The organism is Acidisoma sp. PAMC 29798 (assembly GCF_030252425.1).
In the GTDB taxonomy this organism is placed as follows: Bacteria; Pseudomonadota; Alphaproteobacteria; order Acetobacterales; family Acetobacteraceae; genus Acidisoma; species Acidisoma cladoniae.
In genome coordinates this window covers 1,423,935-1,435,994 of the sequence record NZ_CP126994.1, presented here as the reverse complement: position 1 = coordinate 1,435,994, position 12,060 = coordinate 1,423,935, and the positions used below count along the sequence as shown (strand labels likewise).

The 12,060-nt window shown below is 64.2% G+C and carries 11 protein-coding genes; 7 read left to right on the top strand and 4 right to left on the bottom strand.

Annotated elements, in window-relative coordinates; translation table 11 throughout:
* Positions 1-88 precede the first annotated feature (88 nt).
* The 4 genes from QP803_RS06890 (at position 89) to QP803_RS06875 (ending at position 4,557) form a co-directional block, all read left to right on the top strand.
* Positions 89-898 carry a transglutaminase-like domain-containing protein gene (locus tag QP803_RS06890; protein WP_284947045.1) on the top strand — a complete coding sequence of 270 codons (810 nt, stop codon included), beginning with the start codon at positions 89-91 and terminating at the stop codon, positions 896-898.
* Between the two features lie 40 nt (positions 899-938).
* On the top strand, positions 939-2,045 hold the full coding sequence (locus QP803_RS06885; RefSeq protein WP_284947044.1) for a GlxA family transcriptional regulator: 1,107 nt from the start codon (positions 939-941) through the stop codon (positions 2,043-2,045).
* A gap of 115 nt (positions 2,046-2,160) precedes the next feature.
* Positions 2,161-3,441: an aromatic ring-hydroxylating oxygenase subunit alpha gene (locus tag QP803_RS06880; RefSeq protein ID WP_284947043.1), complete on the top strand. Its 1,281-nt coding sequence runs from the start codon at positions 2,161-2,163 to the stop codon at positions 3,439-3,441.
* Between the two features lie 9 nt (positions 3,442-3,450).
* On the top strand, positions 3,451-4,557 hold the full coding sequence (locus QP803_RS06875) for an FAD-binding oxidoreductase (RefSeq protein ID WP_284947843.1): 1,107 nt from the start codon (positions 3,451-3,453) through the stop codon (positions 4,555-4,557).
* A 13-nt stretch (positions 4,558-4,570) separates the two neighbouring features.
* Here the strand turns inward: QP803_RS06875 and QP803_RS06870 are convergent, their stop codons facing one another.
* Entirely contained in the window at positions 4,571-4,975 is a 405-nt protein-coding gene (locus tag QP803_RS06870; RefSeq protein WP_284947042.1) for a type II toxin-antitoxin system VapC family toxin, read from the bottom strand.
* A complete protein-coding gene (locus QP803_RS06865) occupies positions 4,972-5,232 on the bottom strand; it encodes an antitoxin (RefSeq protein WP_284947041.1) in 261 nt (86 codons plus the stop codon). The genes QP803_RS06870 and QP803_RS06865 overlap by 4 nt, the downstream gene beginning before the upstream one ends.
* Positions 5,233-5,308: 76 nt before the next feature.
* Between QP803_RS06865 and QP803_RS06860 the strand changes: the two genes are divergently transcribed.
* The 3 genes from QP803_RS06860 (at position 5,309) to QP803_RS06850 (ending at position 9,732) form a co-directional block, all read left to right on the top strand.
* Complete coding sequence (locus QP803_RS06860; protein ID WP_284947040.1) at positions 5,309-5,713, top strand: VOC family protein; 405 nt, start codon at positions 5,309-5,311, stop codon at positions 5,711-5,713.
* The gene (locus tag QP803_RS06855; RefSeq protein WP_284947039.1) at positions 5,710-7,134 is read left to right on the top strand and encodes an amidase; all 1,425 of its coding nucleotides are present in this window, start codon (positions 5,710-5,712) and stop codon (positions 7,132-7,134) included. The genes QP803_RS06860 and QP803_RS06855 overlap by 4 nt, the downstream gene beginning before the upstream one ends.
* A gap of 90 nt (positions 7,135-7,224) precedes the next feature.
* Positions 7,225-9,732, top strand: coding sequence for a GcvT family protein (locus QP803_RS06850; RefSeq protein ID WP_284947038.1), 2,508 nt, complete (start codon positions 7,225-7,227; stop codon positions 9,730-9,732).
* An 89-nt stretch (positions 9,733-9,821) separates the two neighbouring features.
* Here QP803_RS06850 and QP803_RS06845 read toward each other — a convergent pair whose 3' ends face one another.
* Positions 9,822-10,523, bottom strand: a complete 702-nt coding sequence (locus QP803_RS06845) for a M48 family metallopeptidase (RefSeq protein WP_284947037.1) — start codon at positions 10,521-10,523, stop codon at positions 9,822-9,824.
* Between the two features lie 63 nt (positions 10,524-10,586).
* Positions 10,587-11,999: an NAD(P)H-dependent flavin oxidoreductase gene (locus QP803_RS06840; protein WP_284947842.1), complete on the bottom strand. Its 1,413-nt coding sequence runs from the start codon at positions 11,997-11,999 to the stop codon at positions 10,587-10,589.
* Positions 12,000-12,060 lie beyond the last annotated feature (61 nt).

Below are 12,060 nucleotides of genomic sequence, written 5' to 3'. Positions count from 1 at the left end.
CTTGACCTTCCGGACCTGAGCCTCGATTTACAGAGCGGAACGATTGCAGCGCGGCGAGCCATCGCCCCACATACGGAGAATAGGCGGAATGCTGATCAGGCTCGGCTACGAAATCACCTTCCAGGTTCCCCAGCCGACGCCCATGGTTCTGATGCTGAATGTGCGGCCGGAGCGGACGGCGGACCTTCTCTCACCGGACACGATCTATACGAACCCCTATGTTCCGGTGACGCTGTATTACGACGTCTTCGGCAACCTCTGCTCGCGCGTGCTGGCACCGGCCGGGGACATCACCTTCACCGCCGATGCCGTCATCAACGATCCCGGCGTGCTCGACCCCTATGTGCCGTCTGCCCAGCAGATCCCAGTCGAGGATCTGCCGCCCGAGACGCTGCAATTCCTGCTCGGAAGCCGCTATTGCGAAACGGAAAAGCTGTCGGACTTCGCCTGGCAGCAATTTGGCCATATCCAGGACGGCTGGTCGAAGGTCGAGGCGATCGTGGACTACACCCATAACCACATCACCTTCGGCTATCCCTTCGCCCGGAACACCCGCACGGCGTATGAAGGTTGGCAGGAGCAGGTTGGCGTCTGCCGTGATTTTGCCCATTTGGCACTCACACTTTGCCGTTGCATGAACATTCCGGCGCGCTATTGCACGGGCTACCTAGGTGATATCGGTGTGCCGCCCGATACCGCGCCAATGGATTTCAGCGGCTGGTTCCAGGCCTTCCTAGGCGGCGAATGGTACACCTTCGACGCCCGGCATGGCCGCCCCCGCATCGGTCGTGTGCTCATCGCCGTTGGCCGCGACGCATCCGACGTGGCCATCTCGACCATCTTCGGCCCCAGCATCCTCAAGACCTTCAAGGTCGTGACGCTTGAGGAGGCTTCTTAAGCTTGCATGACGTTCCCGTGATCTTCGGCTAAGAAAGATCATGGGTGCTGATCTTTATCGCGGACGAATCTCGGAAGACGGCAAGATGGCGGGGCTGCGCGTGCGCCCCCCACTCTCGGTCGGCTTCATCCTCGCGGACAACTTCACCCTCTCGGCGTTTTCCCTCTTCATCGATTTCCTACGCCTCGCGGCGGATGAGGGTGATCGCAGCCGCCGCATCCTGTGCCGCTGGTCGATCATGTCGAGCCGCCAGACCATGGCTCAGGCCAGTTGCGGCGTGGCCATCGGCCGGGACAGCGGTTTCCTCGACCCCAAGGATTTCGATTACATCGTCGTGGTCGGCGGCCTGCTTCATGCCGGGCCGCAGATGGACGCCGAGACCAATGCCTATTTGGCGGCGGCGGCCAAGGCGGGCGTCACCCTGGTGGGCCTTTGCACCGGCAGCTTCATCCTATGCCGCGCCGGGCTGATGAAAGGCCGGCGAAGCTGCGTCAGTTGGTACCACTACCAGGACTTCCTCGCCGAATTCCCCGATGAGCGCGTGATTGCCGATCGCATGTTCTTCGTGGACGGCAACCGCATCACCTGCTCTGGCGGCGCCGGCACCGCCGACCTCGCGAGTTTCCTGATCGAGCGGCACCTGGGCCGCGCCATCGCCCAGAAGGCCCGCCATGTTCTGCTGCTCGACCGCGCCCGCTCGGGCAGCGAGGCGCAACCGCATCCGCCCTCGAATGACGAGATCGTGGGCGATGAGCGCGTGCGCCGCGCCCTGCTGCTGATGGAACAGCATGTGGCCGACCCGCTGCCGATCGCGGAACTCGCCTCCCGCCTGTCGATTTCGCCGCGCCAGCTCGAACGACTGTTCCAAAGCGTCATGGGCGTGCGCCCGGCGTCCCACTACCGGCTGCTGCGCCTGCGCTATGCGCGCTGGCTGCTGGACCATACGGATCTCTCGATCACCGAAATCGCCCTCGATGCCGGTTTCGCCGACTGCGCGCATTTCTCGCGCAAATTCAAGGCGTTGCACGGCTTTACTCCGACTGACGCCCGGGGCCGCGAACGCCAACCGCTCAGCGATGACGCGCCGAGCATGGCGACGATGCCGCCGCCGGACGCCCATCTGGCCGCCATGCGGATATTTGAATAGCGCTGCCGGCGCGCATTCAGGCAAAAACCATGTCGCATCGGCGCAACGCAGCAGGGTTCCGGCCCGGCACGATAGAATTGCGGCCACACCCTCTGCCAAACGGAGATCAGGGACAATGACGACCCTGGACAAAGCCACGATCACCGACGAGACGCGCGCCGCCATTCGCTCGCTCATCGCACGTCGGCAGCCCGGCTACAGCCTGGACGCGCCCTTCTATACGAACCCCGAGATCTTTGCGGCCGATATGGAGCTGATCTTTGGCCGGCATTGGATCTATGTGGCGATCGAGCCCGAACTGCCCGAAGCCGGCGACTACGTGACCGTCACCCTCGGAAAGAACTCGATCGTCATCCTGCGTGACGACGATATGGGTCTGCGCGCCTACCACAATGTCTGCCGTCATCGCGGTGCCAAGCTGGTGCATGAGGAAGCGGGCGCCGTCGGCAATCTGGTCTGCCGCTACCACCAATGGACCTATAATCTCGAAGGCAAGCTCATCTACGCCGAGCATATGGGCCAGGATTTCGACACCAGCTGCTTCGGCCTCAAAAGCGTGCATGTCCGCTCCATCGCCGGGCTGATCTTCATCTGCCTCGCCGCCGAACCGCCTGCCGATATCGACGCTATGGAAGCGGCGATGACGCCCTATCTGCTGCCGCACGACTTGAAGAACTGCAAGATCGCAGCCTCCAACGACCTCATCGAGCGGGGCAATTGGAAACTCACGATGGAGAATAATCGTGAGTGCTATCATTGTTCGGGCAATCATCCCGAGCTGACCATTCCGCTCTTCGCCTATGGGTTCGGCTTCGCACCCGGCCAGATGGACGAGACCGAGCTGGCCCAGGCCGCCCGCTATGAGACGCTGGTCGAAACCTCCGCCGCGCGGTGGGAAAGCTGCGGCATTCCCTCTGCCGAGGTCGATCATCTCGACGATTGCATCACCGGCTTTCGCACCCAGCGCCTGCCGATCGACCAGTTGGGCGAGAGCCAGACACTGGACACGCGCGTCGCCTCCCGCAAGCTGCTGGGCAATCTGACCGATACCGCGCTCGGCGGTCTGTCCTTCTGGACGCAGCCGAATTCCTGGCACCACTTCATGAGCGACCATATCGTGACCTTCACGGCGCTGCCGATCGATGCTGAGCACACGCTGGTGCGCACCAAATGGCTGGTCCACAAGGATGCGCGGGAGGGTATCGACTACGATGTCGAGAACCTCACCAGCGTCTGGAACGCGACCAATAGCCAGGACGCGGGATTGGTGGAGATCGCCCAGGCGGGCGCGCGCACCCCAGCCTACGAACCCGGTCCCTATTCGCCCTATACCGAAATGCTGGTCGAGAAGTTCTGCAAATGGTACCTCGGCCGCCTTTCCGATGGGCTGGCGTAATTGTCGGATGTGATCGCCGCGCGTCGCCTGCATGTCGCGGCGGAGCTGGATGCCCGGCTGCCCGAATGGGATGCGGAGGCGGATGACGTCCTCGTCTGCCGCGCCGTGCGGCAGGAAACCCATGACGTCAAAACCTTCGTCTTCTCCGGCCGCTCGCCGCGCCGGCACAGTTTTAAGCCGGGCCAGTTCATCACCCTCGACCTGATCATCGACGGTCGTGCCGTCAATCGCTGCTACACGATCGCCTCCTCGCCCACCCGACCCCATCTGATCGCGATGACTACCAAGCGGTTCGCCGGCGGCGTCGTCAGTCCCTGGATGCATGACAGGCTGAAGCCGGGTGACGAAATTCGCGCCATCGGTCCGATGGGCGAGTTCAACTGCGTCGATCACGCCTCGGCCAATGGCAAATACCTGCTGCTGTCCGCGGGCAGCGGCATTACGCCGATGATGTCGATGGCGCGCAGCTTCCACGATCTGGCGCTGGAAACCGATGTGCTGTTCCTGCACAGCGCCCGCAGCCCGGCCGATATCATCTACCGCGCCGAACTGGCCCTGATGGCGCGCTCACCGGGTTTCCGCGCCGTGCCGATTTGCGAGCATGACAGCCTGGGCGAAAGCTGGACCGGGCTACGCGGCCGCGTCAGCCTGCCGATGCTCCAGATGGTGGCGCCCGATTTGATGGAGCGGGAGGTCTTCGCCTGCGGCCCCGCGCCCTACATGGCCGGCATCCGCGCCATGCTGGTGCAAGCCGGGTTCGACATGGCGCGGTATCATGAGGAGAGCTTCAACTTCGACGATCTTGCCCCGGTCGATGCGGCGCTCGCGCCGCCGGCGAATTGGGATGTGGCGAAGACCTATAAGGTCGAGTTCACCAAAAGCCGCCGCACGATCGAGGTTCCGGCCGACATGCATGTGCTGGCGGCGGCGCGGGCCGCCGGCATGCGATTGCCGTCGTCCTGTGCGCGCGGCTTATGCGGGACCTGCAAAAGCAAGCTCGTTTCGGGCGAGGTCTCCATGCAGCACCAGGGCGGCATCCGCCAGCGCGAGATCGACGCCGGCATGGTGCTGATCTGCTGTTCGAAACCGCTCAGCGATCTGGTGATCGACCGTTAGCGGTGCCACTGCACTACGCCGCCTGCGTCCAATCTTCGACGATGAGGTCCGTCACGCTGGCGAAAACCTGATCATTTGTCACGAGCACCGCGCCCACGCTGAGCGCGTGCGCCGCGATCAGGAGATCGATCGGCGCCAATATGCGGCCCTCCCTCGCCATCTGCGCGCGTTCCACGCCATAGCGCTCTGCCGTCGCACTCGTCCAAGGCAGCACGTCGATCCGCCGCAGCAACTCCCGCACCGATCGATGAAGCCGTGTCGCACTCGGCCGCTTGGCAAGTCCGAATAACAGTTCGCCTTCGGTGATCGCCGACAGGCACAGCGACGACATCGGAACAGAGATCACACGTCGGACCACTTCCGCTTGCTCTTTGACAAAGTAGCTGACGGTATTTGTATCCAGCATGTAGCGCGTCATTCGCTCCAATCAGCGAAGGGATCGCGCTCCTGCGGTGCCTGGTGTCGCTCGCTCGCATCAAGGAAATCAGCCGGCACGTCAGCGCCCTTGAGCGCAGCGAAAAAGCCATCCCAGGTTGGCGGCTTGCGGGACAGGATCACATCGCCGCTTTCCTGATCCTGGCGAATAAAAACCTCGGTTCCCTCGAACCGATAGGCCGCCGGCAGGCGTACGGCTTGGCTGCGACCGTTGCTGAACAGTTTTGCGACCTGGGTCATGGGGGCCTCCTTGCGATGTCAGATACCATGATATATACCAACAGCACGAGCTGCAAGTACCGACTGGAGCGTCTGCATGTCCCCGATTCTCTACACGACGCTCGGCGTCAGTGACGTTCCGCGCGCCCTCGTCTTCTACGACGCCGTTTTTGCGACGCTTGGCTATGTCCGATCGCCGGATTCGACAGACGGCTTCATCGGCTGGGGACCGAATTATGACGGCGGGGCCAGCTTCTGGATCTGCCCGCCCTTCAATGGCGCGCCGCCGACCGCCGGCAATGGCAGCATGATCGCCCTCAAGGCCGCCAACGAGGCCGAGGTCATCGCCTTCCACGATGCCGCCCTCACCCACGGCGGCACCAGCGAAGGCGCGCCCGGCACGCGGCCCTATTACGAGCCGAGCTTCTACGTCGCCTATGTGCGGGACCCGAACGGCAATAAGCTCGCCTGCGTCTTTCATCACCACAAGGCCGCAGCGTGACCCTGACCCGCATCTCCGCCATCGACCTAGCGGCACGGATCGCGGCGCGAGACGTCTCCTGCGTCGAGGTCATGACCGCCTTCCTCGACCATATCGACGCAGTCAATCCCGTCGTGAATGCCATCGTCTCGCGCGTCGATCGGGCCACGCTGCTGGCCGAAGCGGCGATGCGCGACATGACTGCGCCTATGGGCCCGCTGCACGGGTTGCCCTTCGCGGTGAAAGATCTGGAGGAGACCAAGGGCCTCCGCAGCACGCATGGCTCGCCGCTCTTTGCCGATCATGTGCCCGATGCCGACAGCATCATGGTGTCCCGCCTGCGGGCGGCCGGCGCCATCCTGATCGGCAAGACCAATGTGCCGGAATTCGGCTTTGGTTCGCAGACCTACAACACCGTCTTCGGCACCACGCTGAACGCCTATGACCAGAGCCGCACGGCCGGCGGCAGCAGCGGCGGTGCCGCCGTCGCTTTGGCCCTCGGCATGCTGCCGCTCGCAGATGGCAGCGACCATGGTGGATCGCTGCGCAATCCGGCCGCCTTCAACAACGTCTTCGGCTTCCGCCCGAGCCCGCAACGCATCCCCGAGGAAACCCTGGGAGATGTCTTTGCCGCCGGCATGGCTGTGCTGGGGCCGATGGCGCGCAGCGTCGCCGACCTCGCGATGCTGTTCTCGGTTCAGGCCGGCCCCGATCCGCGCGCACCGCTGTCTCTCCCCGAATCCGGTTCGGCCGTGTCGGCACCGCTGGACGTGTCTGTAGCGGGTCGCCGCATCGGTTGGCTCGGCGATCTCGGCGGCCATCTGCCGATGGAGCCGGACATCCTTTCCCTGTGCGAAAGCGGGTTGCGGGTGATGGAGGGTCTCGGCGCCATCGTCGAACCCGTTGCCATCGGTTTTCCCATGGAAGACCTCTGGCAGGCCTGGATCGATCTGCGGGCCTGGCTCATCGCGGCCTCATTGGGTGAAATCTACGCGGACGACCGCCGTGACCGCCTGAAACCGGAGGCACAGTGGGAAGTCGCCCGCGGCCTGGCCCTCACCGGCAGCGATGTAAGCGCCGCACTCGCCGTGCGCACGCGCTGGGTCCGCCATCTCAGCGGGCTCTTCGCGCGTTACGACTATCTGGTGCTGCCCTCGGCCCAGGTGTTCCCCTTCGCCGCAGACACGCATTGGCAGGCCGAGGTCGCGGGCAAACCGATGGACAGCTATCACCGCTGGATGGAAGTGGTGGTCGCCGCGACCATGAGCGCCCTGCCCGCACTCAACGTGCCCGTGGGCTTTAACGCCCAGGGCCTGCCGATGGGCATGCAACTGATGGCGCCCTTCCACGCCGACCTCGCCTGCCTCCAGCTCGGTCATGCCTATGATTGCGCGACCCGCTGGCCGGATAAGCGCCCGCCTCCATTGCGGGCCGGTCGCTAATCTTCAAATCGCCCGGCGTTATCCTTCTGTTGCCATCCGGCCCTCGGTTCCTATCCTGGGGTCGCATATCCCGAGCCCTAAGGACCACCAATGAAGACCCATGCGCGCGTTGTAGTAATCGGCGGCGGCGCGGTGGGCGTGGGCACGCTCTACCACCTTGCGAAAAAGGGCTGGAGCGACGTCGTGCTGATCGAGCGGCGGGAACTGACATCGGGCTCCACCTGGCACGCCGCCGGCCTGCTGCCATTGTTCAACCTCAGCTATTCGGTCGGCCAGCTCCATAAATATTCGGTCGCGCTCTATAAGAGCCTGGAGGCCGAGACCGGTCAGAACGTCGGGTTGCGCTCTGTCTCCAACATCCGCCTGGCCCGCACGCAGGACCGGATGGACGAGTACAAGTATTACGCGGGCGTGGCCCGCACCATCGGCGTGCGGACCGACTTCCTGACGCCCATCGAGGTCAAGGAGATTTGGCCCCTGATGGAGACGGACGGCATCATCGGCGCCATCCAGCATGTCGACGACGGTTATGTTCAACCGGCCGACCTCACCCAGGCCTTCGCCACCGGGGCGCGCCAGCGCGGCGCCGAAATCTACCGCAACACCACCGTGACCGGCATCACCCAGCAGCCTAACGGCGAATGGTTAGTAAGCACCGACAAGGGCGACATCACCTGCGAGCACGTGGTCTCCGCCACCGGCAATTTCGCCCGCAACACCGGCGCCATGGTCGGCCTAGACATTCCTGTCATTCCGGTCGAGCACCAGTATATCGTGACGGAACAGCATCCGCTGATCATGGAGCGGCGTGCCCAGGGCCTGCCCGAAATGGGCGTGCTGCGCGAAGCCGACAGTTCCTGGTACATGCGTGAGGAAGCCGGCGGGTTGCTGCTTGGGCCGTATGAAGTCGGCGCGCCCTGCTGCTATGTCGACGGCCCCTCCCCGCAGTCGGAATACGAGCTGTTCCAGGAAGATCTAGACCGGCTCGCGCCTTATATCGAGACGGCGATCGAACGCGTGCCCGCCTTCGGCGAAGTCGGCGTCAAGAAGGTCTATAACGGCGCCATCGCCTATACGCCGGACGGCAGCCCGATCGTGGGGCCGGCCTGGCACCTCAAGAACTTCTGGCTGAATGAGGGCCACAGCTTCGGCATCACCGCCGCCGGCGGCGCCGGCTGGCAGCTCGCCGAATGGATCACCGAGGGCGAGCCCTCGGTCGATATGATGGGCGTCGATCCCCGCCGCTTCGGCCCCTATGCCGGGCGCGGCTACCTGCGCGAGAAGACCGAAGAAGCCTATGCCAAGGTCTTCAGCGTCCATTACCCCGAGGAGGAGCGTGGCGCCGCCCGTGGCCTCAAGCGCGCGCCCTGCTACGACCGGATGGCCGCCCTCGGCGCGGTCTTCGGCACCGTCTATGGCTGGGAGCGTCCGGGCTGGTTCGCGCCGCCCAACTACGCCTTGAGCGAGGCGGAACTCGCCAAGCCGGACGTGCTGATGAACGAGAATCACGCCGCGCCCGAGACGGACGGTCGCATTCGCGAAAAATGGAGCTTCCGCCGCTCCAACGCCTTCGCCTATGTCGGCGCCGAAGCGCGGCATGTGCATGAGAAGGTCGGTCTGCTCGACATGACCGCCTTTGCCAAGCTGGAAGTCTCGGGCCCCGGGGCCGCCGCTTGGCTTGACAGCATCCTGACCAACAAGGTGCCTAAAACCGGCCGCGTGTCGCTATCTTACCTGCTGACCAAGCGCGGCGGCGTGCGCTCGGAATTCACCGTCTTCGGCATGGGTGCGACCAGCTTCTATCTCGTCTCCGCCGGCGCTTTGGAGCGGCATGACAGCGACTATCTGTTCAAGCTGCTGCCGACCGACGGAAGCGTCACCATGCAGAAGGTGACGACGCAATATGGTGTCTTCGTGCTCGCCGGGCCACGCGCCCGCGCGCTGCTCGCCACGCTGACGGATACCGATCTGTCGAACGCCGCTTTCCCCTGGCTGACCGGCAAGATGATCTCGGTCGGGGCAGCGACCGCGCTCGCCATGCGCGTCAACTATGTGGGTGAATTGGGCTGGGAACTGCATCATCCGATTGAAATGCAGAACTACCTGTTCGATCTTTTGTTCGAGGCGGGTGTCGAATTCGAGCTGAAGCCCTTCGGCATTAAGGCGATGGACGCCTTGCGGCTGGAGAAATCCTACAAGATTATTCCGCGCGAAATGTCGATTGAATATTCGGCGCATGAATCGGGCCTCGACCGTTTCATCTCCCTCAAGAAGGGCGACTTCCTTGGGAAAGATGCGCTGCTCGCCTGGAAAGACCGTGGCCTCGCCAATGCCTTCGTCACGCTCGAGGTGCATGACGTGACGGACGCGGATGCGCGCGGCTCCGAGCCGATCCATATCGGCAGCGAACTGGTGGGTCGCACGACCTCCGGCGGTTTCGGCTGGCGTGTCGGCAAGTCCCTCGCGCTCGCCATGGTCCGGCCGGATCTGGCGGTGATGGGACAAGCGCTGGAGGTGACGATTTTGGGTCATCGCCACCGCGCGACGGTCATCGCCGACAGCCCCTTCGACCCCGCCAACGACGCGCTGCGGAGCTGACGGTTCGGCGGAATGCGCTGCGCTTTTCCGCCCTACAAGTCCGCCGTCCAGCCCTTCGTAGGGTGGAAAAGCGAAGCGCAGTCCACCGGCTAGCCGATCCGCAGCAAGCGCGGCCCCTCGTCCCGCAGCCAGTCGGACGCCAGCCGCCAATCGGGGCACAGAACCTCCACCAATGCCCAGAAGGCCGGCCCGTGGTTGAGGTGACGCAGATGCGCCGCCTCATGCGCCGCGACATAGGCCTGCACGAAGGGCGGCGCCATGACCAGCCGCCAGCTAAAGGCGAGCGTGCCGTCCGGCGCGCAACTGCCCCAGCGGCTCCTGGTATCCTTGATCACCACGCGGCGGGGCCTAAGCCGGGCCTCGGCCGCCGTCTCCCACACAAGGGTCGTCATCCGCTGGCGGGCCGCGCAGCGGAGGTAGTCGGTCACCCGGCGCTGAATGAAGGCGGCATCCCCCGTGACACGCAGATCGCGCCCCTCGACCCAGGCGCCACCCACGCCATCCGGCTGATGGCGGATGCTGTGCGGAATGCCGTGGATCGGCACGCGGGCGCCATCGACGAAGGACACGCCCTCCGGCAGGGCTGCGAGGCGGCTGGAAACCCAGCCATCGTTTTCCATGAGCAGCGCCATGCCGGCGCGCTTGGAGGAACGTGGCGGCAAGGTCACGACCACAGAGCCGCTGCGCATATCGATGCGCAGGCTGATGCGGCGCGCGCGGTCGCTCCGCCGCCAGATCACATCGGCGCTGCCGCCCCGAAGGGCCAGCGTCTCACGGGCCAGGTCAGGCATGAGGGGATCGTTGCGCCATCACCGAGGACTGTGCCCCCGTGTGGCGCGACGTTCAAGCGACAGTTACCGACCTGTGGTGATCCGCTCGAAAAGCTGCCGCACCGTCGGGATGAAGCCATTGGAATAGAAGGGATCAAGCGCGAAGCGGAATCCGTTATGGCCGCTGAACATGAGGTTGTCCTCGGGCGACTTCTCGCCCGCCGTCTCATGCCCAATGGTCTGCAAGGTCTTCTGAATGCAGAAGCTGCGCGGATCGGCCTTCTTGCCGTTGGAATAGTCAGGCGCTTCCTGGCTCCAGTTCGAGAAGCGGCATTGGCTGAGGCAGCCCATGCAATCGACCTGGTCCTGGTAGATCTGCGCGGCGCTTTCCGGCGTCACGAAGATCAGTGTGGTATCGGGGGTCCGCAGCGCCTCGGTAAAGCCTTGGACGAGCCATTGGCGCACGCGCACCAGATCAGGCTTGGTCAAATACACGATGCGCTTACGCGGGCCGACGCCAAACTCAGCCGTATGATCGCCCACGACCTCGGTCGTATAGGCAACCTGACGGTCGCTGCGGCCGCGCAGTTCCTGGATGAAGCCGTTATTGACGGCACTGGAATAGAAGCCAGTCGGGCTGAAACGGTTGAGGAACACATCCCCCTTCTTCAGCGTCAGCAGCTTCTGCTTCCAGCTATCCCCAATCGGGCTTTCATGCGTCAGCAGCGGACGCGTGCCGAACTGAAAGGCGATGGGCCCGAGTTCGGGATTGTCGATCCAATCCTCCCACTCCTCCAGCCACCAGACGCCGCCAGCCATGATGATGGGCGTGTCGCCAAGGCCGAAGTCGCGCATCTGCTTGCGCAACGCCAGGACGCGCGGGAACGGGTCTTCCGGCCGGGCCGGATCTTCGCTGTTGGACAGGCCGTTATGGCCGCCGGCCAGCCAGGGGTCTTCATAGACGACGCCGCCGAGCAGGTTCGACGCCTTGTGATAGGCGCGCTTCCACAAGGCACTGAAGGCGCGCGCGGAGGACACGATGGGGTAGTAGTGGACGCCGAATTTCATGGCGATATCGGACAGGCGATACGGCATGCCGGCGCCGCAGGTCAGGCCGTTGATCAGCCCCTTGGCGCCTTCCAGGACCCCGGTGATCACCCGCTCCGCCCCGCCCATCTCCCACAGGATATTGGCGTGGATGCGGCCTGCGCCGCCGTTGATGTCATGGGCCTGCTGCGCCTGGGCGATGCCGCCCCGGATCGCATAATCCACCAATTCCTCATGCCGATCGCGCCGCGTGCGGCCGTGATAGATCTGGGGAATGCGCTGTCCCAGAGCATCGTAGCTGTCGGCGTTGACGGCACTGAACGTGCCCACGCCACCGCCTGCGGCCCAATGGCCACAGGTCAGCCCATCGGATACGGCGACACCTTTTCCGCCCTCGACGATGGGGAGCACGTCAACTCCGCCCATCCGGATAGCATTCAGCGCCTTCATCATTCCATTCCCGATGCGCGCGGCAAGCCGCGCCGGTCACTCTTAAACTCTTACGCGATGT